We start from the raw sequence: 22,890 nt of genomic DNA on the forward strand, positions 1-22,890 counted from the left end.
GCGGGTGCGAGCCGAACAGGCTGAAGGCGATAATCTTGCGCTTGTCGCCGGCTGTTTGGTCGCTGAGCTCCGGCTTGCCGCGGCGATCAGCGGTCAACGCATCCTTCTCGTTGAGCGCCATTGTTCCGAACAGGCGCGCCCGAATGAGATCGCCGGTCCCCGCGAATGACACGGCGAGGGCGTCATAGGCGCTGGCGTCAACGATACCCTGCCCTAGGAAACGCTCAAGCACCGGGATCGCGAGGGCATGCTTGTGCCAGCGACTATAAGCACTGCCGAGGCTCAACAGGATCATCGGGTGATCGGGGAAATGCGCCCGCCCGCGTTCAAATATGGCGCTGGCGAGGTCGAACCGTCCGAGCTGGAACGCATAGAAGCCCGGCTGGATGAAGGCGTCGGCATCGGGCGCGGGATCAGCATCGAGCGTATCCAAGCAAAGTTTCAGTGCGGCCTCTCGCTGGCCGGCCCAAAGCGCCGAAGCGTCACGGTTCCAGCGCATTGGTCCATAAACATAGCCGCCCATTGCCGCAGCCTAATCGCAAGCGAGCGGCGGGCAAACAAAAAGGGCGGCCCCGGCGGGACCGCCCTTTGTTGCAGGTTTAGGCGATGGCTTAGCGCTTCGAGAATTGGAAGCTCTTGCGGGCCTTGGCCTTGCCATACTTCTTGCGCTCGACCGCGCGGCTGTCGCGGGTCAGGAAACCGGCGCGCTTGACGGTGGTGCGGAGCACCGGCTCGTAGCGGGTCAATGCCTGGGCGATGCCGTGCAGCACGGCGCCGGCCTGGCCCGACAGTCCGCCGCCCTTGACGGTGGCGATGATGTCATACTGACCGGCGCGATCGGTGATGCCGAACGGCTGGTTGATGACGAGACGCAGCGTCGGACGCGCGAAATAGACTTCCTGCTCGCGGCCATTGACGGTGATCTTGCCCGATCCCGGCTTGAGCCAGACGCGTGCCACGGCATCCTTGCGGCGGCCGGTGGCGTAAGCCCGACCGAACTTGTCGAGCTGTTGCTCGCGAAGTGGGGCCTCAGGCTGGATGTTGACCGGAGCGGCCGGGGCTTCGTCGGCCTCGGCAGCTGGTGCAGCGTCAGCCACAGGGGCATCGGCCACGGCGGTTTCGGTCGCTGCGGTCTCGGCGGGGACTTCGGGCGTTTCGCTGGTCAGCGCGCCGAGGTCGGACAGGGACTTTTTCTTGTCGGCCATGTTATGCGCCCACCTTGTTCTTGCGGTTCATCGCGGCGACGTCGAGCGCCTCCGGGCTCTGGCCGCCGTGCGGATGCTCGGTGCCATTATAAAGGTGCAGTGCGCGCATCTGGTCGCGACCAAGCGGGCCACGCGGGATCATCCGCTCAACCGCCTTCTCCAGGATCCGCTCGGGGAAACGCCCCTCGAGGATCTTGTCGGCGGTCACTTCCTTCAAGCCGCCGATGTAGCCGGTGTGCTTGTAATAGACCTTGTTCTTCAGCTTGTTGCCGGTGAAGCGCACCTTGCCGGCGTTGATCACGACGACATGGTCGCCACAATCGACGTGCGGGGTGTAGCTCGGCTTGTTCTTGCCGCGCAGGATGTTGGCGATAATCGACGCAACGCGACCGACCACCAGGCCTTCGGCATCGATCAGATGCCATTTTTTCACCACGTCAGCCGGTTTGATCGACTTGGTGGTCTTCATCAGCGCCTTCATGGGCTGGGACCTCTTCGTTAAAATGTGTGAGGGGCACCCCAGATGGAAGCGCCGTCGAGCGGCCTATTCGCTTCAGAGAGGCGAAAAGTCAAGCAAATGCAAGCCATTCTCGACGGGTAAAATGATACCGAACCTATATTGGGGGCTGATTTGCGCGCGAAAGCAGGTGCGCTCCCCGGGCGGCCGCGGCGACGAGAATTGCGCCGATCGCCTGGTGGAGGATCGCGAGCCACAAAGCGACGCCGCTCATCACGGTGGCGATCCCAAGCACGATCTGCAGCCCGATCGTGCTGTGGATGGCGATCGAGACCCGCCGGTCGAGCGGTTTGAGCCGCCGCGCGAACAGCACCAGCAGGATAACGACCGCCCAGGCCCACCAGCGATGGACGAAATGAATCAGGTAAGGATCGTGCGTAATTGCGAAGCCAATGCCGTGCGACCAGTCGATCCCGGCGGGCAATAGGCGATCATTCATCAGTGGCCACGTGTTGGCGATCGGGCCGGCGCGAAGGCCAGCGACCCAAGCGCCGAGCATGAGCTGGAGGCCGAGTGCAGCCAGGACCAGGGCCGCGAAGGGCCGAAGCCGGGCAGGGCGAGCGTCGGGATCGCGGACCAAGGCGCGCAGATCGAGCGCGGTCCAGATCAGGGCGCCGAAGGTGAACAGCGCCAGCAGGAGATGCGCCGACAGTCGCAAATGGCTGACTTCGGTCCGCCCGGCGAGTCCGGACTGGACCATGAACCACCCAAGTGCGCCCTGCGCCCCGCCGAGCATCAGCAACGCCACTAGCCGCCAAGCATAGCCGCGCGGAATAAAGCGCCGAACAGCAAACCACAGCAACGGAATCGCGAAGGCCAGTCCGATGATGCGTCCAAGCTGACGGTGGACCCACTCCCAGAAGAAAATGAACTGGAACTGCCCAAGGCTCATCCCGGCCGGGCCACTGACCTCTCGATATTGCGGGGTCGCCTTGTACAGGTCGAATGCCTGCGCCCAGTCGGCGGCATTGAGTGGCGGAATTGCGCCCGACACCGGTTTCCATTCGGTGATGCTCAGCCCGCTTTCGGTCAGGCGGGTAATTCCGCCGATGATCACCATCGCGAACACCAGTCCGGCGACGACGAACAGCCATTTGGCGATGGCGGCAGGGCGGGCGAGCGGCTGGGGCGGTTCCATCGCCGCGATATGGCGATGGCCTGCGCGCCTGCCAAGGCCAATGAATTTTGGAATGAGATATTGTCACTTTAGTGAAGCGACGTTATATCCTCGGCCATGCTCTCGCTTGCGATTCCTTCCCCCCGCCTCGACCGATGGGCGATCGGCCTGTCCGGTCTATGCCTGGTCCATTGCCTCGGCACGACAATTGTATTGGCGCTACTGGCTAGCGCCGGCGGGGCATTTGGCGCACCGATCATCCATGAAGTCGGGCTTAGCCTGGCGATGCTGCTCGGCACGATTTCGCTGGGCAAGGGCATTTTCGAGCATGGCTACACGCTGCCCGCGCAGGTCGGTGGGCTTGGGCTCGGGATCATGGCCGGGGCACTGACGCTGCCGCATGATGGCGGTGAGGCGCTGTATACGGTGATTGGCGTTGCGATCCTCGCGCTTGGTCACCGGCTCAACTTTATCGCCGCAGAATAAGCGGCGCTTGTCGCGGCGGCACCGTCAGCCTATTTCAAGCTGATGGGCAGACATGATCATCATCTTCACGAGGGCGAATCGCTGCATGATGCGGCGCGCAGCCAGCTGACCGACAAGGGTGAGCAATGGACCGAGATGCGTGAGGCGGTGTTCAAAGCACTGGCCAGCTTCGAGCGCCCGGCATCGGCCTATGACATTGCCGAAGCGGTTTCCAAGGCCGAGGGGCGGCGGGTTGCGGCGAACAGCGTGTACCGGATCCTCGATTTGTTTGTGACCTCCAACCTCGCGATGCGGGTCGAAAGCGCTAATGCCTACGTCGCCAACCAGCATCCCGGCTGCCTCCACGATTGCATCTTCCTAATCTGCGATACCTGCGGCACCACCACGCATCTCGACGATGACAAATTGTCGGGCGGGGTTCGCCAGGCCGCCGCCGATGCCGGTTTCGCAGCCAGTCGCCCGGTGATCGAAGTGCGCGGCAAATGCGGAGACTGCAGCTGACCGACTGTCGGTAAATCTTGATGGTGTCTGCGTTTCTGGAACCGTTGAGCGATTATCTTGAATGGATAGCTGCGTTCCTGGGGCTGATCACGGTCATTCTCGTCGTTCGGCGATCCATCTGGAATTATCCGTTCGCGCTAGTGATGGTCGCACTCTACTTTTTCGAATTCGTCCACGAAAAACTATACTCCGACGCACTGCTCCAGATATTTTTCTTCCTGATCAACGGCTACGGCTGGTGGATGTGGCGCCGCGCGCCGGCGATGGAGGATGGGGTCGCGGTCGAGCGGATGAGCATTTCGTTACGAATGACGTGGCTTGCAGCAACGGCGATGGCTAGCCTGCTGTGGGGTTGGGCGATGGCGAGCCTGACCGATGCTGCCGCGCCATTCATCGACGCCGCCATCGCCGGATCGAGCGTCGCTGCCCAGTCGCTGCAATCATTGCGCCGCGTCGAATCCTGGGCATTGTGGATCGTGGCCGACCTGATCGCCGTGCCGCTTTATTGGTCGAAAGGCCTGTACCCGACCGCCGGACTGTACGGCATTTTCCTGATTCTTGCGATCGTTGGGCTAGTGAACTGGCATCGAACGCTGGAGCGTGAGACCGCATGACATTGATCGTTCTTCATGGGGTCGAAAGCACCGGCAAGACCACGCTCGGGCGGCGTCTGGCTGGGACCTTCGGGGCGCAATTCTTGCCCGAATTCGGCCGCGCCTTTTGCGAAATTCATGGCACCGACTGCAGCCAGGACGATCTGATCGCGATCGGCCGCGCGCAGCAGGCCAATATTGAGGTCGCATTGGCCGAACGCCCGCTCGTGATTAGCGATACTGATTCGCTGGTCACTGCGGCGTGGGCGCAAATGATGAATGGCGAGGTTCCGCCCGGGCTGCTGGCGGCGCGAAAGGCCGACCTTTACCTCCATTGTGCGCCCGATACACGGTTCATCGAGGACGGGATCCGGGTCTATGGCGACCCCGCCGATCGCACCCGGTTCGACGGTATCGCGCGCTCTATTCTGCAGCAGGCAGCGGTGCCGGCGGTCGAGGTCCGCGGTGACTGGGAAGAGCGGTACCGCATCGCGGCCGCAGCGGTCGAGCGACTTGTCCGGCGCAGGTCGCTATCCTAGGTGCTGGATTCGCTTGCGCTAAGCCGTTAGGCTGGCCGGATGTCTGATCGCCCCCACACGCCGCTCCTCGATACAATCGATGGCCCTGCCGACATTCGCGCGCTCGCCAAAGAGCAGTTGCTACAGCTGTCCGACGAGCTTCGCGCGGAGATGATTTCGGCGGTGTCGGTCACCGGCGGGCACCTTGGGGCCGGGCTCGGGGTGGTCGAATTGACCGTCGCGATCCACCATGTGTTCGACACGCCGAAAGATACGCTCATCTGGGATGTCGGGCACCAAGCCTATCCGCACAAGATTGTCACCGGGCGCCGCGACCGGATTCGCACGTTGCGTATGGGTGGCGGCCTGTCGGGCTTCACCAAGCGAAGCGAGAGCGAGTATGATCCGTTCGGCGCGGCGCATAGCTCGACCTCGATTTCGGCCGCGATCGGTTTCGCCATTGCCAACAAGCTTTCGGGCGATCCGCATCACGCAATCGCGGTGATCGGCGACGGGGCGATGACCGCTGGCATGGCCTATGAAGCGATGAATAATGCCGAGGCCGCGGGCAACCGCCTGATCGTGATCCTCAACGACAATGACATGTCGATCGCGCCGCCGGTCGGTGCGCTTCGCAATTCACTCGCGCGGCTGGTCAGCTCGGGCAAATATCTTGCTCCTCGCCGGGTCGCGCAGAAAATCGCTCGGGCGATGCCCGACCCGCTGCACCGCGCCGCGCGCAAGGTCGAGGAATATGCCCGCGGGTTGATGACCGGCGGGACCTTGTTTGAGGAATTGGGCTTTTATTATGTCGGGCCGATCGACGGGCATGACGTCGAGGCATTGGTCGAGGTCCTCGAGAATGTGCGCGACACCGAGGAAGGGCCGATGCTGGTCCATGTCGTGACCAAGAAGGGCAAAGGCTATGGCCCCGCCGAAGCGTCGGCTGACAAATATCACGGCGTGGTCAAGTTCGACGTCGTGTCGGGCAAGCAGGACAAGGGTCCGGGCGGCGGACCGCCGGCCTACACATCGGTTTTTGCGACCGCACTGACTGCCGAGGCACGGCGCGACGACAAGGTGGTCGCAATCACCGCGGCGATGCCGTCGGGCACCGGGCTCGACAAGTTCGAGGCCGAGTTCCCCGATCGCACCTTCGACGTCGGCATTGCAGAGCAGCATGGCGTTACCTTCGCTGCCGGGCTCGCCGCCCAAGGCTATCGCCCGTTCTGCGCGATTTACTCGACCTTCCTCCAGCGCGCTTATGACCAAGTGGTCCACGACGTCGCGATCCAGAATTTGCCAGTGCGTTTCGCAATGGACCGTGCCGGATTGGTCGGGGCTGATGGGTGCACCCATGCCGGAGCGTTCGATCTCGCCTATCTCTGCACGCTCCCCAATTTCGTGGTGATGGCGGCGGCCGACGAGGTCGAACTGACCGACATGATCCACACCATGGCGCTCCACGACAGCGGGCCGAGCGCGGTTCGCTATCCGCGCGGTAACGGGCGCGGATTGGCGATACCGGCTAACCCGACGCGGCTCGAGATCGGCAAGGGCCGGATCATCCGCGAAGGCAAGAAGGTCGCGATATTGTCGCTCGGGACGCGGCTGGAGGAAGCCGAAAAGGCCGCAGAAACGCTCGAAAGCATGGGGCTGTCGACCACTGTCGCCGACATGCGTTTCGCCAAGCCGCTCGATGAGGCGCTGATTCGCAAATTGCTTACCAATCATGAAGTTGCGGTGACGATCGAGGAAGCCGCGATCGGCGGATTTGGAGCGCACGTGCTGACTCTGGCGAGCGATGAGGGCCTGATTGATGACGGGCTGAAGCTGCGTACGATGCGACTGCCCGACCGGTTCCAGGATCACGATAATCCGGGCAAGCAATATGACGAAGCCGGCCTCAACGCCCCGCAGATTGTCGAGACCGTGCTCAGGGCGCTGCGCCACAACGACGTCGGTGTGGAGGCGGAAGCGGGGGTCAGCGCCTGATGCCCCGTCACACAATTGCCTAAGATTCGCGTCGATCAATTGCTTCTCGCCCAAGGTCTGGCCGAAAGCCGAACGCGCGCGCAGGCGTTGATCCTGGCGGGGAAGGTGTTTGTTGGCGATCGTCGCGTCGCCAAGGCCGGCGACTTGCTGCCCGAAGATGCGGTGCTGACCGTCAAGGGGCGCGATCATCCGTGGGTGTCGCGCGGGGGCGTCAAGCTGGCGCATGGCCTGGCATTTTTCGGGTTCGACGTGGCGGGCGCGGTCGGGCTCGATGTCGGCAGCTCGACCGGTGGGTTCACCGATGTGCTGCTGACCAAGGGCGCGGTGCGGGTTTATGCGATCGACGTCGGCACCAACCAGCTGGCGTGGAAATTGCGCAGCGACGATCGCGTAATCGTCCACGAACAGACCAATGCGCGCGAACTCAACACCGAGATCGTCCCCGAGCCGGTCGACATCATCGTTTGTGACGCGAGTTTTATCGGGCTTGCCAAGGTGCTCGATGCGGCGCTTGGATTGGCCAGGCCGGGGGCCAAGCTGATTGCGCTGGTCAAGCCGCAGTTCGAGGCCGGGCGCAGCGAGGTCGGCAAGGGCGGGGTAGTGCGCGATCCCGATATTCACCAACGCGTATGCGATGATGCGTCGGCGTGGATCGAATCGAAGGGCTGGCGAGTCATCGGGATAGAAACGAGCCCGATCACCGGGCCCGAAGGCAATGTCGAATTCCTGCTCGGCGCAGTCCGCGATGGGGGCGTCGATCCCGCCTGATCGGGCGCGCCATTCGACAAACGGGGACGCGGTTCGACGAAGGGTGGAACATCAGTGTCAAAAATGCTCTTTAAGGAGGCTTGGCCCAACCTCGGTTTCGAAGGAGTTTCTCGTCCTAAAGTCGCGCCGTTCATCGCTGCTCGACCAGCGCGCAACATTGCGCCACGGGCCTGCTCGACTGCTCTTCACCCTTCCCTTGCTCGGTATGCTGATCGCGTGCGGCGGAGCCGAAGGGGCGGAGCGCAAGCGGCCAATCCCTACGGTTCGCACCGAAGCCGTGACCAACACTCGCTTCGCCGACCGGGTCGAGGCCGTCGGCACCGCCAACGCCAATGAACAAGTGACCCTGTCCGCGCCGGTCACCGAGCGTCTCGTCCGGATCAACTTCGACGATGGCGGCTATGTCCTGCGCGGCCAGACGGTCGCGGTGCTCGCCGCCGGGCAGGAGCGGGCGCAGCTGGCCGAGGCGCAGGCGGTGGCGCGCAACGCCAACCAGCAATTGCGCCGGGTCAGCGAATTGAAGCGCCGTGGCTTTGCCACCAACTCCAGCCTCGATAGCCAAGTCGCGCTCTCGTCCGCCGCGCGCGCCCAGGCGGCCGAAGCCAGCGCCTCGATCGGTGACCGGGTCATCACCGCGCCATTCTCCGGCTGGGTGTCGCTGCGCTCGATCTCGCCTGGCGCGATCGTCGCGGCGGGGACCGAAATCGCTACCATCAGCGACGTGCGGATCATCAAGCTCGATTTCCCGGTCCCCGAGACCCTGCTTCCATTGCTTCGCCGCGGCTTGCCGATCACGGTCACCTCCGCAGCCTGGCCGAGCCAGCCGTTTCGCGGAATGATCGCCAATATCGATCCTGTAATCGATCCCAACACCCGATCGGTGGTTGTTCGCGCCGAGCTACCTAATGCCGATCGCCGGCTTCGGCCCGGCATGTTGCTGAATGTCGTAATCGACGCGGCGCCGCGCGAAGGCTTGTCGGTGCCAGAGCTTGCGGTGGTCGGCGAAGGCGACTGCCGGTTCGTCTACTTGATCGATGCACAGGGCAAGGCGCAGCGCAGCGAAGTGCGGACCGGCGCGCGGATGGCGGGCCGGATCGAGATCGTGTCGGGTCTTCGGGTGGGCCAGAAAGTGGTGACCGAGGGCGTGATCAAGCTGACGGATGGAATGAAGGTCAAGGTCGCGGGACCAGCCAGGCGCCAGGGTTCGCGACCCGCCGCCGGCGCGAATTAGACGCGTACGGTGCAACTTTCCGATCTTTCGGTAAAGCGACCGGTCTTTGCCGCCGTGATGGCGATCCTGATGGTCGTCATCGGGCTGGTCGGCTTCTTCAACCTGTCGATCCGCGAATATCCCGACGTCGACCCGCCGGTGGTGTCGATCAGCACGACCTACACCGGCGCCGCCGCGACGGTAGTCGAAAGCCGCGTAACGCAGGTACTGGAACAGGGGTTGTCGGGGGTCGAGGGGCTGCAGACGATCACCTCCCGATCGCGCGATGGCCAGTCGCAGATCACGCTGGAATTTTCCGCCGGGACTCAAGTCGATGTCGCCGCCAACGATGTTCGCGACCGGGTCGCCCGGGTTGCCGACGATTTGCCTGACGAAGTCCAGCCTCCTGAAGTCGCCAAGGTCGATGCCGATGCCTCGCCAATCATGTTCATGGTGTTCAGCAAGCCCGGATGGGACCGGCTTCAGCTGAGCGATTATGTCGATCGCAATGTGGTCGACCGCTTCTCCGCGCTCGACGGCGTGGCACGGGTGTTCATCGGCGGCGAGGCGCGGCCGGCGATGCGCATCTGGTTGCAGCCGCAAAGGCTGGCTGCTTTCTCGCTCACCCCGGCCGATGTCGAGACCGCGCTTCGCACCCAGAATGTCGAGCTTCCAGCCGGCCGTCTGGAATCGGCAAGCCAGAACGTGACGCTTCGGGTCGAGCGGCCATTCGTTTCGGCCGCGGATTTCGGCAACCTCGTGGTTCGCCGCGGCGAGGGTGGCTATCTCGTCCGTTTGAGCGACGTCGCGCGGGTCGAGGCTGGGCCGGAAAATCCCTATTCGGCCTTCCGGCTCAACGGTAATAGCGCGGTCGGGCTAGGGATCGTCCGCCAGTCCGGTGCCAACACGCTCGCGGTCGCCGACTCGGTCAAGGCGCTGGCCAACGAGATGCGGCCCAATCTGCCCGAGGGGATGACGGTCAGCATCGGGTCCGACGATTCGCAGTTCATTAAGGAAGCGATCAAGAAGGTCTACGAGACGCTGGCCGAGGCCGCGGTACTGGTGGTATTGGTGATCTTCCTGTTTCTCGGCAGCTGGCGCGCCACGCTGATCCCGGCAGTCACGGTGCCGATCTGCCTGCTCGGCAGCTTTGCCGTGCTGTGGATGTTCGGCTTCTCGATCAATCTGCTGACCCTGCTCGCGCTGGTGCTGAGTATCGGCATCGTGGTCGACGATGCGATCGTGGTGCTGGAGAATGTCTATCACCGAATCGAGGGGGGCGAGCCGCCGCTCGCCGCCGCGTATAACGGCGCGCGACAAGTCGGGTTCGCGGTCATCTCGATGACGTTGGTGGTGTGCGCGGTGTTCGTACCGATCATGTTCATTTCCGGCCAGACCGGGCTATTGTTCCGTGAGCTTGCGGTGGCGATAATCGGGGCGATTGCCTTCTCCGGCTTCCTCGCGCTCAGCCTGGCGCCGATGCTGTGCTCGAAATTGCTGCATCACGAGCAACGCGGGCGGTTCGCGTCCTGGGTCGACCGGCGGTTCAAGCGGCTTGAGGCGGCCTATGCTTCGCGGCTGGACAAGACATTGGTCAGGCCGCGGCTCGCGATCATCGGCGTGGTGATCATGCTCGCCGGCGCTGGCTTCCTGTTCACCACGCTCGAATCCGAGCTCGCCCCGCCCGAGGATGTCGGCATTATGCAGGGCAATGTCTCCGCCCCCGAAGGCACCGGTTTCGCGGCGATGGACGGCTATATGCTCGACGTGCAGGCGCATTTGCTGTCACTGCTCGACGACAAGGACGGCGCGGTGCGGACGGTGATCACGCGCACGCCCGGCGGTTTCACCGCGAGCGACGATTTCAACAGCGGCTCATTCACGGTGTTCCTCAAACCCTGGGGCGAGCGCGAAAAAAGCACGCAGGATATGGTCAGCGAGATCAACAAGATGCTGGCCGCGCTTCCGGCGGTGCGCGGCAATGCCTCGATCCGCAATTCGCTCAGCCGCGCCCGGGGGCAGCCGATCAATTTCATCATCGCCGGCGCTACCTATCCCGAACTGATCGTCGCGCGCGACCGGATACTGGCCGCCGCCGCCGACAATCCCGGAATCGTCAATCTCGATTCCGATTATAAGGAGAGCAAGCCGCAGATGCGGGTCGAGGTCGATACCGCGCGGGCGGGCGATCTCGGCGTATCGGTCAGTGCGATCAGCCAGGCGCTGCAGACCCTGCTCGGCTCGGCGCGCGTCTCGACCTACCTCGATCGCGGCGAAGAGTATCGCGTGGTGGTGCAGGCAGAAGCCGCCAATCGATCGACCGAGACCGATCTCGCATCAATCTATGTCCGCAGCCGCTCGGGCGAATTGGTGCCTTTGTCCAATCTGGTCACCACGCGCGACACGGCCGGCGCGCGCGACCTTGGCCGATTCGACAAATTGCGAGCGATCACGCTGTCGGGCGGGCTGGCCGATGGATATTCGCTCGGCAAGGCGCTGACCTTCCTTGAGGGGGAAGCGGCCAAATCGCCTGAGGTAACCGCGATCGGCTACAGTGGGGAAAGCAAGGCGTTTCGCGAGTCCGGAGGGTCGATCGTGACCGTGTTCGTCCTGACGATCCTGGTCGTGTTCCTGCTGCTCGCCGCGCAGTTCGAAAGCTTCGTCCACCCGATCGTGATCATCGCCACGGTTCCACTGGCGGTAGCGGGCGGGATTGTCGGGCTTGCCGCGATGGGCCAGTCGCTCAACCTGTACAGCCAGATCGGGATCGTCATGCTGGTCGGGCTTGCAGCCAAGAACGGAATCCTGATCGTCGAATTCGCCAACCAGTTGCGCGACGAGGGCCGCGATATCGCGACCGCGATCCGCGAAGCCTCGGCGCGGCGGCTGCGGCCGATCCTGATGACCTCGATCGCCACCGTGTCCGGCGCGGTGCCGCTGATGATCGCTTCGGGCGCAGGGGCCGGGGCGCGGCAGGCGATTGGCGTGGTGGTGGTGTGGGGGGTATCGATCTCCACCCTGGTGACGTTGTTCTTGATCCCGATCCTTTACGCACGCCTTGCCGGCTACACCGGCTCGCCCGAAGCGGTGACCCGCAAGCTGGATCAGCAATTGGGCAATGCGCTACCCGCCGAATGACAGCGAGATCGCGGTCCGAGTGGCGCGGTCAAGGTATCGGCTGTATGGGCTTTTCAAACGGAAGGACGGCATATGGCGACTACGGCCAAGGGCGATCATGGACTTTGGAAAAAGACACTCTTCACCGTTCCGGCGATCGTTATCCTGGGGTTTGTGATGGGCGCGGTGTCCAACGCCGGCTTGGTCAATGGCTGGTATGGCGCGCTGACCAAGCCCGGGTTCCAGCCGCCGGGCTGGGCGTTCGGTGCGGTGTGGACGTCGCTCTACACGATGCTCGGGATTGCGCTTGCGGCGATCCTCAACGAGCCGCCGTCCATGCTGCGCCGCGATGCCTTGTGGCTGTTCGGCGGGCAGTTGATGCTCAACTTCGCCTGGTCACCAATATTCTTCGCATTGCACATGATCGACGTCGCGCTGGTGGTGATCATCGTCATGCTGTTGATGGCCGCAGTGACCGCCAATTTTTTCCGCCAACTGCGGCCGGTGGCAGGATGGCTGATGATTCCCTATCTACTATGGCTGTGCGTGGCGACCGCGCTCAACTATGAGACCGGAAAATTGAACCCGGGGGCGGATTCCGCGCCGCTGGGACTGACGAGGAGCTAAGATCATGCAATCGGAAAACCGGATTTTCGACGATCTCGCCAAGATGATGAACGGCGTTGCCGGGACCATGGCGGGGATGGGCCGCGAGGCCGAGGGGTCGATGCGCGAGAAAATGCGCGAGTGGGTCGGCGGCCAGGACTTTGTCTCGCGTGACGAGTTTGAGGCGGTGAAAGCAATGGCGGTTGCCGCGCGCGATGAGAATGAAGCGCTCAAGAAGCGTATCGACGCGATGGACAAGGCGGCCAAGCCTGTCCCGAGCAAAGCCGAGGGGCCCAAGGCCGCTAAAGCGCCGCAACCGGGAGCTTGATCCTGCCCGATACTGTTGCCCCCGAAGATCATGACGACGGTGCGCCGATCGACGTGCTCGAACAATATTTCGAGGCGCGCGGCTGGGCTGCCGAACGGACCGGGGAAGGCGAGATTGTCGCCTCGGCGACCGGCAGCTGGGCGCAATATGAACTTCGCGGCGTGTGGCGCAGCGAGGACCAGGTGCTGCAATTCCTGGCGTTCCCCGACATCAAGGTGGCGGCGGAGAAGCGCGGTGCAATCTATGAAGCATTGGGGCTGATCAACGAGCAATTGTGGCTTGGCCATTTCGAAATGTGGTCGGCCTCCGGCTTGATCGTGTTTCGCCACGCCGCTTTGGTCGGCGAGACCGATAGCTTGTCGTTTGAAAATGCCGAGGCGATTGCCGAAGCGGCGCTGGAGGAATGCGAGCGATTCTATCCGGTGTTCCAGTTCGTTTTGTGGGGCGGGAAATCGCCGGGCGAAGCGATTGCGGCGGCGCTGATCGAGACCGCGGGCGAGGCATGACGCCGCAGCTTCCGGGCGCCACCTGGATCATCGGCTGCGGCAAGATGGCCGGGGCGATGGTCGCGGGTTGGCAGCGGGCCGGAGTCGACTTTTCCGAAGCGCTTGCGGTGCGGCCCAGCGGAAATCCAGTCGAGGGGATTCGGACACTGCAGCGGTTATCTAAGATGGGCGGTAAGCCGCGTCTGGTGCTATTGGGGGTGAAGCCGCAGAAGCTGGATGAGGTCGCGCCAACACTAGCTAAGCATCTGAACAAAAATACTATTCTCGTCTCAATTCTGGCTGGGGTCGAGATTGCCAGTTTGCGTGCGCGGTTCCCGCAGGCCGGGCAGATTGTCCGCGTGATGCCCAATTTACCGGTCAGCGAAGGGCGCGGCGTGGTTGCGTTGACGGGCGGCGACGGGGCGATCGATGCGTTGTTCGGCTTGCTTGGAACGGTCGTTCGAACCGATAGCGAGGCCGACCTTGCGGCGGTTGGATCGCTTGCCGGGGCCGGGCCAGCTTATGTCGCGCGGTTCATTGCGGCGCTTGCGAAAGCGGGAGTCGAGCGCGGACTTGCGCCCGAAACGGCAGACCGGATCGCGCTGGAGACGGTGCTCGGCACGGCGGCGATGGCGTCGGCGAGCGGCGAAACGATGGCATCGATCGCGGTGCGCGTGGCCAGCCCCAACGGCACGACGCAGGCCGGGCTCGAAATCCTCGATCAGGAGCTCGACCAGCTGGTCAGCCGGACGATCGCGGCGGCGTCGCGGCGCGGGCAGGAGCTGGCCGAGGCGGCGCGGATTGATTCACCTCGTTCGCTGGCCTAGTCGAACGCCTTCATAACAGGGGCAGTGAATGGCCGAGCAGGCAAATTTCGACGATCGCGATGGGTTTATCTGGCTCGATGGCAAGATGGTGCCGTGGCGCGACGCGAACGTCCACGTCCTGACCCACGCCCTGCATTATGCGTCGTCGGTGTTCGAAGGCCAGCGAGCCTATGGCGGCAAGATCTTCAAGTTAAGCGAGCATAGCAGCCGACTCCGCAAGAGTGCCGAATTGCTCGGCTTCGACCTGCCGTGGTCGGTCGAGGAGATCAACGCCGCCTGCATCGAAGTGCTCGAAGCGAGCGGGATGCAGGACGCGTACATGCGCCCGCTGGCATGGCGCGGGTCGGAGAAAATGGGCGTGTCGCCGACGGGGACCAAGCCGCATTTGGCAATCGCCGCCTGGGCATGGGGCAAATATTTCGATCCTGCACTGGCCGCGCGCGGCATTCGCCTGTCTATCGCTCCTTGGCGTCGCCCGGCACCTTATACCGCGCCGGTCCATTCCAAGGCGGCCGGCCTGTACATGATCGCCACCTTGTCGAAGCAACATGCCGAGGATCATGGTTTCAATGACGCGTTGATGTTCGACTGGCGCGGGCAAGTCGCCGAAGCCACCGGCGCCAATGCATTTTTCATCCGCGATGGCGTGATCCACACCCCGACGCCGGATTGTTTCCTGAACGGGATCACCCGCCAGACGGTGATGGACCTGGCGCGGCGGCGCGGGATCGAAGTGGTCGAACGCGCCATCTGGCCCGAAGAACTGGAGAGTTTCGAGCAATTCTTCCTAACCGGAAGCGCAGCCGAAGTGACCTTTGTCGGATCGGCCGGGCCATGGAATTTCGAAGTCGGCGACTTGTCGCGGCAGCTGGCCAAGGATTATGACGATCTCGTCCACGAACGACCGGCCAACACCTGAGCTCCATCCATTTTCACCGGGGTTTGGCCAAATTCGTTGGTCTTTAGAGTGATGTAACCATATGCATGTAGCAGCGTGATCATAACGTCGGGGCAGGGACTGGTTGATGGTTGCGTCGGTAAGGCCGAACCCGTTCAAGATTAGGGATAATGAGCTCGATTCCGAAGGGGAGCGGGGCTCGCTGCGCGATTTGCTGTCGCTTGAATCGCCAACCGAACCCAGACTTGTCGCGATCCGCCAGGCGCAGCTCGAAGCGTTGGTGCGAATGGTCCCGGCAACCCTGATCGGGCAATTTGTCGCGGCGACGATGGTCGCCGTTTCGCTTTTCGGGACCATTCCATTCGCCCAGCTTGCGATCTGGCTGGTCATGGCGCTCGGGCTATGCGTCGCCCGCGGGGTCCGCGCTTATCGGCTGAGGGTGGATATCGCCTACGCCAGGCGCAAGCCGGCCGATGCGCGGGCAATCACTTGGGTCATAACCATTTTGGCCATGTTGTGGCTGGTCCCGCCGATCTTCTGGTTCGACCAGGTCCCACTGTCCGAGCGCGTGATCCTGCTGCTGGTCGGCATGGGCCTGATGAGTGTGGGCATCGTCACGCTTACGACGCTGCCGCGTGCAGCGCTGCATTACGTGCTACTGCTTGGGGCTGGTAATTTGTCGATGGCGATCCAGCTCGGCAACCGGACGTTGATCGCGCTGACCCTGATTTATGCACTGATGGTGATGTGGATCGCGATCAGCGTGGCGCGACGCTTCGTCGGCGAAGTTCGATCGCGTTACGACCTCGAAGAACGCGGTGAATTGGTGTCGTTGCTGCGCGAGTTCGAAGCGAGCGGGAGCGGCGGAATATGGGAATTGGATGCCGAGCTTCGAATGACTCATATTTCGGATGAACTGGCCGACCGATTGGGGAGCAAGTCGGAGCGGCTGGTGGGGCGGACGGTGCATCAATTGCTCGACCCGAGCGACCAGATTGCGCGTGTGTCCGAAAGCATGCGGACCTTGTTCAACCATCTGGAAAACGGCGTTCCGTTCCGCGACCTGGCGATCCCCGCCGTCGGCAGCAAGACGTGGTGGTCACTGTCCGGCAAGGCGGTGCATGACGCCAATGGCAAGGTCATCGGCTGGCGCGGGGTCGGCTCCGACATCACCGATGTCCGCCTGTCGGGCAGCGACGCGGTCAGTGCCGCCCGGCGCGACCCGCTGACCGGGCTCGCGAATCGCCTGCTGGTGCGCGAACATCTCGAGGAAGCGTTGCTCGCCCAGCTGGCGGGCCACGCGCCTTGCTCGTTGTTCGTGGTCGATCTCGACAAGTTCAAGCTGGTCAACGACACGCTGGGCCACGCGGTCGGCGACAAATTATTGTGCGAAGTGGCGCGGCGGCTCGAACTGTCGGTCGGGCCAAGTTCGACCGTCGGCAGGCTGGGGGGCGACGAATTCGCAGTGGTCGTGACCGGCGAACAATCGAGCGAGCGGATCGCGCGCATCGCGCGGCAAATCATCGTCGACCTGTCGCGCACCTTCACAATCGGCTTGGCGCGCCTGCACATTGGCGCGACGATCGGGATTGCGCGTGGCGGGATCGACGGACAGGCCGAAGAAGCACTGATGCGCGCCGCCGATTTGGCCTTGTACCAGGCTAAGGAAGACGGCCGTGGCGGCTTCGCGTTGTTCGCGCCCGAAATGTATGTTCGCGCCGAAAATCACCGCTTGCTCGAACATGACGTGCGCGCCGCGCTGGCCGATAATGGCCTGTCGCTGTCCTACCAGCCAATCATCGACGCGCGGAGTGGGGCATTGGTCGGCCGCGAAGCGTTGTTGCGCTGGAATCACCCAACCCGCGGGCCGATCCCGCCTGACCAGTTCATCCCGATCATCGAAGATGCCGGCCTGATCCACCAGATCGGCGACTGGGTGATCCGCGAGGCGTGCCGGGTGGCGAGCAAGTGGGACCCGTCGATCCGCATCGCGGTCAATATTTCGGCCTCGCAATTGTCGGGCAGCGGGCTGGCCGAGACGGTGCTGGGCGCGTTGGCGTCAACCGGCCTGTCACCGGCGCGGCTCGAGCTGGAAGTGACCGAAAGCATCTTTTTGGGCGACGATCTGGCGACGCTGGCGTCGCTCGAGCGGCTGCGGGCGCTTGGCGCGCGGTTGGTGCTCGACGATTTCGGCAAGGGCTATTCGTCATTTGGGTATTTGAGCCGGGCACAATTCGCCAAAATCAAGATCGAACAAATGTTCGTGCGCGGCGCGGCCGATGGCGAACGCGATTGCATGGCGATCGTTAATGCGATCATCGCGCTCGCCAACGGGCTCGACATCGAAACCACCGCTGAGGGGGTCGAGACCGAAGCCCAGGCCGCAGCGATGCGCGCGGCGGGCTGTCACCAATTGCAAGGCTTTCACTTCGGTCGCCCGGTGCCGGCCGGGGATCTGGCGGAACAGATGGCCGACGAGCTTCTTCGGCAAGCCTGAACCGGATTATCGGGCGCGAACCATAATAACGTGTGCGCGGCTCTTTTCAGCGGGCGATGTGGCGCTATAAGCCGCGCTCCCGACGCACGCGCCAAGGTGCCGTGCGAAGCGCCTGCTGGGGCGTCGCCAAGTGGTAAGGCACCGGCTTTTGATGCCGGCATTCGCAGGTTCGAATCCTGCCGCCCCAGCCAGTTTTTAGCCGATCGACCGGCCGATCAATTCCTTCATGATCTCCGACGTTCCGCCGTAGATTCGCGCCACGCGGGCATCGCGCCACAGGCGGGCGATGGGATATTCGTTCATATAGCCCGCGCCGCCGTGAAGCTGGAGCGAGGCATCGCATGCCTGCCATTGCATCTCGGTATGCCATAATTTGGCCGCGCTGGCCTCCGCGGCGGTGAGCTTGCCCGCGACATGGCGCGCGATCGCCCAGTCGAGATGCGCCCAGCCGACTTGGAGCTTGGTCTTGAGGTCGGCGAGGGTGAAGCGGGTGTTCTGGAAATCGAGAATGCGCTTGCCGAAGGCGGTGCGATCTTTCGTGAATTTAACCGCTTCATCATAGGCGCGCTGGGCCGAGGCCTGGCCCTGGACCGCGATCGACAGCCGTTCCTGCGGTAATTGCTGCATCAGCATCCCGAAACCGCCATTCTCCGGGCCGAGCAGGCGGTCGGCGGGGAGGTGGACCTCGTCGAAGAAGAGTTCCGCCGTGTCATTGCCGGGGAGGCCGATCTTGTCGAGGTTGCGGCCGCGGGTGAAGCCGTCATCGCCTTCCTCGACCAGGAACAGGGAGATGCCACGCGCACCGCCCTCTTCCGTGGTCCGGGCGCAGACAATGACGAGGTCGGCGGTCTGGCCGTTGGTGATGTAGGTCTTGCTGCCCGACAGCCGCCAGCCATTGCCGTCCTTGCGCGCAATCGACTTCATTCCTTGTAGGTCGCTTCCGGCATTGGGTTCGGTCATGGCGATGGCGCTGATCGTGGTGCCGTCGACCATGCCGGGGAGGTGGCGCTTCTTCTGTTCTTCGCTGCCGTAATGGACGAGGTAATCGGCGACGATGTCCGATTGCAGGGTGAAGCCGGCGGCCGAGCCCATATAACTCAATTCCTCGCCGACAATCGCGTTGAAGGCGAAATCGAGGCCGGGGCCGCCATAAGCTTCGGGAACCTGCGGGCACAGCAGGCCGGCCGCGCCGACCTTGGCCCATGCCTCACGCTCGACCATGCCGTCATGCTCATGCGCGTCCATGCGCGGGGCGATAACAGTGTCGAGGACCTTGCGAACGGTGTCGCGGAAGGCGTGATGGTCCTCGCTGAACAAGGAGCGGTCTAAAGCGTCGATCATGGGAGGCAGCGTAGCGCGCGCTTGCAGCTTGGCAATCGCAAGCTAAGCGTGGCGCGCATGAACCCATTATATGAAACGATGCCGACCAGCGTGTTCGAGCGAATGAGCCTCGCCGCCGCCGAGCATGGAGCGGTCAATCTGGGGCAGGGGTTTCCCGACTTTGGTTGGCCCGAGGCGATTTTGGAGGCGGCGGCGCGGGCGCTCAAAGAGAACTCGAACCAATATGCGCCGTCGCGCGGGCTGCCGGTGCTGCGCGAAGCGGTGGCGAGCCATTATGCGCGGCAGCATGGGGTCGAGACCGGGGCGGCGGGGGTGTGCGTCACATCTGGCGCGACCGAGGCGCTGGCGGCGGCGATATTGGCGACGGTCAGCATGGGCGACGAAGTGATCGTGATGACGCCGGCTTATGATGCCTATGCGCCGCTGATCCGCCGCGCGGGCGGGGTGGTGCGCGAAGTGGCGCTGCAGCCGCCGGGGTGGCGGATCGAGCGCGACGCGCTGGCGGCGGCGGTAAGCGCAAAAACCAAGGCGATCATCCTCAACAATCCGCACAACCCGACCGGACGCTTGTTCGATGCCGACGAACTGGAAGCGGTGGCGAGTGTGGCGCGCGAGCATCATTTGATCGTGATCAGCGACGAGGTGTGGGAGCATCTGCTGATGGACGGGCAGGATTTCGTGCCGCTCGCCGCGCTTCCGGGAATGGCGGCGCGGACGCTAAAATGCGGGTCGGCGGGGAAGATATTCTCGCTGACCGGGTGGAAGATCGGCTGGATTGCAGCAACACCCGAACTGGCGACACTGGCGGCGCGGGCGCATCAATTTCTGACCTTCGCCAGCGCGCCCAATTTGCAGGCGGCGGTGGCCTATGGGCTGGCCGAGGGAGACGATTGGCTGGTGCCGATGCGGCAGAAATTTGCGCGCGCGCGCGATACGATGTCGGCGGGGCTGGATGCGGTCGGTTACAAGGTGCTGCCGAGCGCCGCGACCTATTTTTTGATCGTCGATCTGGCGGCGTCGGGAATATCGCTCGACGACGAGGCGTTTGCGAAGATTGCGGTCGAGCAGGCCGGGGTGGCGGTGGTGCCGATATCGGCTTTTGCCGATGAAGATGCGCCGACCCATCTGGTGCGGCTGTGCTTTGCCAAGCGTGACGAGACGATCGAAGCAGGGGTGAAAGCGATGGCCAAGGCGATGGAGCTGGCGCGGTGACGGTAACAGACGAAGCTGCGGCAATCTTGCGGTCACTGGGTGTCGAGTCGGTTGGTGCGATGCGCAGCGTTTCGCCGATCGATGGATCGGTGATTGGATCGGTCGTTGAAGCGTCGGTGGCTGATGTCGATGCGGCGTGCGCGGCGGCGCAGGCGGCGTTCCTGGCATGGCGGACGGTGCCCGCACCGCGGCGCGGCGAGCTGGTACGCTTGCTCGGCGAGGAATTGCGCGCCGCCAAGGAACCGCTGGCGCGGCTGGTGACGCTCGAGGCTGGCAAGATCGTCTCCGAAGGGCTCGGCGAAGTGCAGGAGATGATCGACATTTGCGACTTCGCCGTCGGCCTTTCGCGGCAATTGTACGGGCTGGTGATCGCCAGCGAGCGGCCCGAGCATCGGATGATCGAGCAATGGCATCCGCTCGGCCCGGTGGCAGTGATCAGCGCGTTCAACTTCCCGGTCGCGGTATGGGCGTGGAATGCGGCGCTGGCGCTGGTGTGCGGCGATCCGGTCATCTGGAAACCGAGCGAGAAGACGCCGTTGGTCGCGGCGGCGGTGATGGCGCTGATGGAGCGCGCCCTGGTGCGGTTCGGCGATGCGCCGGCGGGGCTGGTGCAAGTATTGCAGGGCGGGCGCGAGATTGGCGCGGCGCTGGCGGATGATCCGCGGATCGCGTTGGTGTCGGCGACCGGATCGACGCGGATGGGGCGTGAACTCGGGCCCAAGGTCGCGGCGCGGTTCGGGCGAAGCTTGCTTGAGCTAGGCGGCAATAATGCGATGATCGTCGCGCCGAGTGCCGATATGGCCTTGGTCGAGCGGGCGGTGCTGTTTTCGGCAGCGGGGACGGCGGGGCAGCGCTGCACGAGCTTGCGAAGGCTGATCGTTCATGAGGATGTGGCGGAGGCGCTGATTGCGCGATTGCGGGCGCTATTCGCCAAGATACCGGTCGGCGATCCACGTGCGGCGGACACCTTGGTCGGGCCGCTGATCGACCGGGGCGCGTATGACGCGATGCAGCGGGCCTGCCCGACGACCGAGCGGGTCGAGGCGGTGGCAGGCGGCTATTATGTTCGGCCGGCGATCATCGAGGTAGAGGCGCAGGCCGGGATCGTGCTGCAGGAGACATTCGCGCCGATCCTTTATGTGCTGCGCTACGCCACGCTGGAGCAGGCGATTGCGCTCAACAATGACGTCGCGCAGGGGCTGTCGAGCTCGATCTTCACCAACGATCTGCGCGAGGCCGAGCAATTCCTGTCGGCGGCAGGAAGCGATTGCGGCATCGCCAACGTCAATATCGGGCCATCGGGGGCGGAGATTGGCGGCGCATTCGGCGGCGAGAAGGAAACCGGCGGCGGGCGCGAAAGCGGGTCTGACAGCTGGCGCGCCTACATGCGGCGGTCGACCAATACGATCAATTACGGGAGCCAGCTGCCACTGGCACAGGGCGTGAAGTTCGACCTCGACCTTTGCTGAGCGCGGCCCAGCGTTTGGCCCAGTCCGATTGCCACTGGCCGAGCAACTCGGGTTCGAGCGGCTCGGCGATCCAATAGCCTTGCGCGACGTCGCAGCCGAGATCGCACAGCAAATGTAATTGCGCCTCGGTCTCGACCCCCTCGGCGGTGACGCTGAGGTCGAGCGAACGGGCCAGTTGGATGATCGACGCGACAATCGCCCGGCTATCGGCCGAAGTCACCGCATCGTCGACGAAGAAACGGTCGATCTTCAATTCGGTGAACGGCAATTGGCGAAGCTGCATCAGGGTTGAATAGCCAACCCCGAAATCGTCCATTGCCAGCCCGATCCCCTTGATCCGGAAGCGGGTCAGCGTGTCCATCAGCTTGATCAGCGGCTGGGTCGAACCCTCGGTCAGTTCGAGCACCAGCCGGTCGGTCGGGACATCGAGCGCGCGGCACATTCTCTCGACCAGATCGGGGAAATCGAGCTGTTCGAGGCTCAAGGCGGAAATGTTGAATGCGATGCAGGTGTCGACTCCCTGGTCGCGCCACTCGATCCACTGGCGAAGCGTGGTGCGCAGCCCCCATTGGGTGAGCTGGTCGATCAGCCCGTGACGCTCGGCGAGCGGGACGAAGCGCGATGGCGGGACCTTGCCAAGCTTGGGATCGTCCCACCGCACCAGCGCCTCGACCCGCTTCAGCTGGCCATCGGCAAGCGCGATCTTCGGCTGGTAGACCATGTTGAGCCGGTGGTTGATCAACGCCCGCTCGAAACCATCGAGCAACCCGAGATCCGCCTGGTTGATCATGCGGCGGCGATCATCGGGCTTCGCTTGGCAAATTCTGCTTGAGGATCGTCTCGAGCGCGTCGAGTCGCGCCGGTTTCTCGAGCGGACCGACCATCTTGAGGTCGAGTGCCTCGCCCAGCCGGAACGCGCTTTCGAGGATTCGGCGATCGAAGCCGCTGATGATCAGCACCGGTCCGGTGAAATTCTGGTCGGCCAGGAAGCGGAGCAACTCGACCCCGTCCATCCCTGGCATGCCGAGATCGAGCGCCACCATTTCGGGCAGTTGCGCGATGAAATGGTCACGAAAATGGTCGTCGCGGTCAGTCTCGATCGGATCGAAACCGCACATTTTGGCCGCGCTTGCGACGAATGCCGCAAGTTGCGGCTCATCGTCGATCAATAACAGACGCGGACGCGTCATGACCCGTGGT

General features: G+C 63.6%; 23 protein-coding genes and 1 tRNA gene. 17 read left to right on the forward strand and 7 right to left on the reverse strand.

Annotated features, from left to right (window positions below):
* From RMN73_RS07420 to RMN73_RS07435, 4 genes are all read right to left on the reverse strand, one after another.
* Positions 1 to 433 (reverse strand): hypothetical protein (locus tag RMN73_RS07420; protein ID WP_309602686.1); only part of this gene is annotated, 433 nt, incomplete at its 3' end.
* A gap of 178 nt (positions 434 to 611) precedes the next feature.
* Positions 612 to 1,205 (reverse strand): 30S ribosomal protein S9, encoded by a 594-nt coding sequence (rpsI, locus tag RMN73_RS07425; RefSeq protein ID WP_309602687.1) that lies wholly within the window; start codon positions 1,203 to 1,205, stop codon positions 612 to 614.
* A 1-nt stretch (position 1,206) separates the two neighbouring features.
* A complete protein-coding gene (gene rplM / locus RMN73_RS07430; RefSeq protein ID WP_309602688.1) occupies positions 1,207 to 1,686 on the reverse strand; it encodes a 50S ribosomal protein L13 in 480 nt (159 codons plus the stop codon).
* Between the two features lie 133 nt (positions 1,687 to 1,819).
* Entirely contained in the window at positions 1,820 to 2,860 is a 1,041-nt protein-coding gene (locus RMN73_RS07435; RefSeq protein ID WP_309602689.1) for a COX15/CtaA family protein, read from the reverse strand.
* Between the two features lie 96 nt (positions 2,861 to 2,956).
* Here RMN73_RS07435 and RMN73_RS07440 point away from each other — a divergent pair, with 96 nt between their 5' ends.
* The 15 genes from RMN73_RS07440 to RMN73_RS07510 all read left to right on the forward strand — a co-directional run bounded on the left by RMN73_RS07440 (position 2,957) and on the right by RMN73_RS07510 (position 17,859).
* Positions 2,957 to 3,325 (forward strand): MerC domain-containing protein, encoded by a 369-nt coding sequence (locus RMN73_RS07440; protein WP_309602690.1) that lies wholly within the window; start codon positions 2,957 to 2,959, stop codon positions 3,323 to 3,325.
* 42 nt (positions 3,326 to 3,367) lie between these two features.
* Positions 3,368 to 3,826 (forward strand): transcriptional repressor, encoded by a 459-nt coding sequence (locus RMN73_RS07445; protein ID WP_309602691.1) that lies wholly within the window; start codon positions 3,368 to 3,370, stop codon positions 3,824 to 3,826.
* Positions 3,827 to 3,870: 44 nt separating this feature from the next.
* Positions 3,871 to 4,440, forward strand: a complete 570-nt coding sequence (gene pnuC / locus RMN73_RS07450) for a nicotinamide riboside transporter PnuC (RefSeq protein ID WP_309602692.1) — start codon at positions 3,871 to 3,873, stop codon at positions 4,438 to 4,440.
* Entirely contained in the window at positions 4,437 to 4,958 is a 522-nt protein-coding gene (locus RMN73_RS07455; protein WP_309602693.1) for an ATP-binding protein, read from the forward strand. The genes pnuC and RMN73_RS07455 overlap by 4 nt, the downstream gene beginning before the upstream one ends.
* Positions 4,959 to 4,997: 39 nt before the next feature.
* The gene (dxs, locus tag RMN73_RS07460; RefSeq protein ID WP_309602694.1) at positions 4,998 to 6,932 is read left to right on the forward strand and encodes a 1-deoxy-D-xylulose-5-phosphate synthase; all 1,935 of its coding nucleotides are present in this window, start codon (positions 4,998 to 5,000) and stop codon (positions 6,930 to 6,932) included.
* Positions 6,933 to 6,947: 15 nt separating this feature from the next.
* Entirely contained in the window at positions 6,948 to 7,700 is a 753-nt protein-coding gene (locus RMN73_RS07465; RefSeq protein WP_309602695.1) for a TlyA family RNA methyltransferase, read from the forward strand.
* Between the two features lie 205 nt (positions 7,701 to 7,905).
* Positions 7,906 to 8,931 (forward strand): efflux RND transporter periplasmic adaptor subunit, encoded by a 1,026-nt coding sequence (locus RMN73_RS07470; protein WP_309602716.1) that lies wholly within the window; start codon positions 7,906 to 7,908, stop codon positions 8,929 to 8,931.
* A gap of 9 nt (positions 8,932 to 8,940) precedes the next feature.
* On the forward strand, positions 8,941 to 12,048 hold the full coding sequence (locus RMN73_RS07475; protein WP_309602696.1) for an efflux RND transporter permease subunit: 3,108 nt from the start codon (positions 8,941 to 8,943) through the stop codon (positions 12,046 to 12,048).
* A 72-nt stretch (positions 12,049 to 12,120) separates the two neighbouring features.
* On the forward strand, positions 12,121 to 12,654 hold the full coding sequence (locus tag RMN73_RS07480) for a TspO/MBR family protein (protein WP_309602697.1): 534 nt from the start codon (positions 12,121 to 12,123) through the stop codon (positions 12,652 to 12,654).
* 4 nt (positions 12,655 to 12,658) lie between these two features.
* Positions 12,659 to 12,961 (forward strand): accessory factor UbiK family protein, encoded by a 303-nt coding sequence (locus RMN73_RS07485; protein WP_309602698.1) that lies wholly within the window; start codon positions 12,659 to 12,661, stop codon positions 12,959 to 12,961.
* Positions 12,961 to 13,467 (forward strand): YbjN domain-containing protein, encoded by a 507-nt coding sequence (locus RMN73_RS07490; protein WP_405051550.1) that lies wholly within the window; start codon positions 12,961 to 12,963, stop codon positions 13,465 to 13,467. Before RMN73_RS07485 ends, RMN73_RS07490 begins: the two co-directional genes overlap by 1 nt.
* Positions 13,464 to 14,273, forward strand: coding sequence for a pyrroline-5-carboxylate reductase (locus RMN73_RS07495; protein ID WP_309602700.1), 810 nt, complete (start codon positions 13,464 to 13,466; stop codon positions 14,271 to 14,273). The genes RMN73_RS07490 and RMN73_RS07495 overlap by 4 nt, the downstream gene beginning before the upstream one ends.
* Positions 14,274 to 14,301: 28 nt before the next feature.
* The gene (locus tag RMN73_RS07500; RefSeq protein WP_309602701.1) at positions 14,302 to 15,192 is read left to right on the forward strand and encodes a branched-chain amino acid aminotransferase; all 891 of its coding nucleotides are present in this window, start codon (positions 14,302 to 14,304) and stop codon (positions 15,190 to 15,192) included.
* Between the two features lie 106 nt (positions 15,193 to 15,298).
* Entirely contained in the window at positions 15,299 to 17,668 is a 2,370-nt protein-coding gene (locus tag RMN73_RS07505; RefSeq protein WP_309602702.1) for an EAL domain-containing protein, read from the forward strand.
* A gap of 116 nt (positions 17,669 to 17,784) precedes the next feature.
* Positions 17,785 to 17,859: transfer RNA gene (locus RMN73_RS07510), tRNA-Gln, on the forward strand.
* Positions 17,860 to 17,863: 4 nt separating this feature from the next.
* On the opposite strand, the gene RMN73_RS07515 is transcribed toward RMN73_RS07510, so the two are convergent.
* Positions 17,864 to 19,009 (reverse strand): acyl-CoA dehydrogenase family protein, encoded by a 1,146-nt coding sequence (locus RMN73_RS07515; protein ID WP_309602703.1) that lies wholly within the window; start codon positions 19,007 to 19,009, stop codon positions 17,864 to 17,866.
* A 57-nt stretch (positions 19,010 to 19,066) separates the two neighbouring features.
* Here RMN73_RS07515 and RMN73_RS07520 point away from each other — a divergent pair, with 57 nt between their 5' ends.
* Positions 19,067 to 20,221 (forward strand): aminotransferase, encoded by a 1,155-nt coding sequence (locus RMN73_RS07520; protein ID WP_309602704.1) that lies wholly within the window; start codon positions 19,067 to 19,069, stop codon positions 20,219 to 20,221.
* Positions 20,218 to 21,690 (forward strand): aldehyde dehydrogenase family protein, encoded by a 1,473-nt coding sequence (locus RMN73_RS07525; protein ID WP_309602705.1) that lies wholly within the window; start codon positions 20,218 to 20,220, stop codon positions 21,688 to 21,690. Before RMN73_RS07520 ends, RMN73_RS07525 begins: the two co-directional genes overlap by 4 nt.
* Here RMN73_RS07525 and RMN73_RS07530 read toward each other — a convergent pair.
* Together RMN73_RS07530 and RMN73_RS07535 are read right to left on the reverse strand one after the other, a co-directional pair.
* Positions 21,629 to 22,480: an EAL domain-containing protein gene (locus RMN73_RS07530; protein ID WP_309602706.1), complete on the reverse strand. Its 852-nt coding sequence runs from the start codon at positions 22,478 to 22,480 to the stop codon at positions 21,629 to 21,631. The genes RMN73_RS07525 and RMN73_RS07530 overlap by 62 nt on opposite strands.
* Positions 22,481 to 22,490: 10 nt before the next feature.
* A complete protein-coding gene (locus RMN73_RS07535) occupies positions 22,491 to 22,880 on the reverse strand; it encodes a response regulator (RefSeq protein WP_309602707.1) in 390 nt (129 codons plus the stop codon).
* Positions 22,881 to 22,890 lie beyond the last annotated feature (10 nt).

It is taken from the genome of Sphingomonas sp. (assembly GCF_031372575.1).
Classification (GTDB): domain Bacteria; phylum Pseudomonadota; class Alphaproteobacteria; order Sphingomonadales; family Sphingomonadaceae; genus Sphingomicrobium.

What these genes read in the sequence shown, in the direction of transcription:
- rpsI (WP_309602687.1), bottom strand. Translation starts at nt 1,205, where the DNA reads ATGGCCGACAAGAAAAAGTCCCTGTCCGACCTCGGCGCGCTGACCAGC.
- rplM (WP_309602688.1), bottom strand. Translation starts at nt 1,686, where the DNA reads ATGAAGGCGCTGATGAAGACCACCAAGTCGATCAAACCGGCTGACGTG.
- RMN73_RS07435 (WP_309602689.1), bottom strand. Translation starts at nt 2,860, where the DNA reads ATGGAACCGCCCCAGCCGCTCGCCCGCCCTGCCGCCATCGCCAAATGG.
- RMN73_RS07440 (WP_309602690.1), top strand. Translation starts at nt 2,957, where the DNA reads ATGCTCTCGCTTGCGATTCCTTCCCCCCGCCTCGACCGATGGGCGATC.
- RMN73_RS07445 (WP_309602691.1), top strand. Translation starts at nt 3,368, where the DNA reads ATGGGCAGACATGATCATCATCTTCACGAGGGCGAATCGCTGCATGAT.
- RMN73_RS07455 (WP_309602693.1), top strand. Translation starts at nt 4,437, where the DNA reads ATGACATTGATCGTTCTTCATGGGGTCGAAAGCACCGGCAAGACCACG.
- dxs (WP_309602694.1), top strand. Translation starts at nt 4,998, where the DNA reads ATGTCTGATCGCCCCCACACGCCGCTCCTCGATACAATCGATGGCCCT.
- RMN73_RS07470 (WP_309602716.1), top strand. Translation starts at nt 7,906, where the DNA reads ATGCTGATCGCGTGCGGCGGAGCCGAAGGGGCGGAGCGCAAGCGGCCA.
- RMN73_RS07480 (WP_309602697.1), top strand. Translation starts at nt 12,121, where the DNA reads ATGGCGACTACGGCCAAGGGCGATCATGGACTTTGGAAAAAGACACTC.
- RMN73_RS07485 (WP_309602698.1), top strand. Translation starts at nt 12,659, where the DNA reads ATGCAATCGGAAAACCGGATTTTCGACGATCTCGCCAAGATGATGAAC.
- RMN73_RS07495 (WP_309602700.1), top strand. Translation starts at nt 13,464, where the DNA reads ATGACGCCGCAGCTTCCGGGCGCCACCTGGATCATCGGCTGCGGCAAG.
- RMN73_RS07500 (WP_309602701.1), top strand. Translation starts at nt 14,302, where the DNA reads ATGGCCGAGCAGGCAAATTTCGACGATCGCGATGGGTTTATCTGGCTC.
- RMN73_RS07505 (WP_309602702.1), top strand. Translation starts at nt 15,299, where the DNA reads ATGGTTGCGTCGGTAAGGCCGAACCCGTTCAAGATTAGGGATAATGAG.
- RMN73_RS07515 (WP_309602703.1), bottom strand. Translation starts at nt 19,009, where the DNA reads ATGATCGACGCTTTAGACCGCTCCTTGTTCAGCGAGGACCATCACGCC.
- RMN73_RS07520 (WP_309602704.1), top strand. Translation starts at nt 19,067, where the DNA reads ATGAACCCATTATATGAAACGATGCCGACCAGCGTGTTCGAGCGAATG.
- RMN73_RS07530 (WP_309602706.1), bottom strand. Translation starts at nt 22,480, where the DNA reads ATGATCAACCAGGCGGATCTCGGGTTGCTCGATGGTTTCGAGCGGGCG.
- RMN73_RS07535 (WP_309602707.1), bottom strand. Translation starts at nt 22,880, where the DNA reads ATGACGCGTCCGCGTCTGTTATTGATCGACGATGAGCCGCAACTTGCG.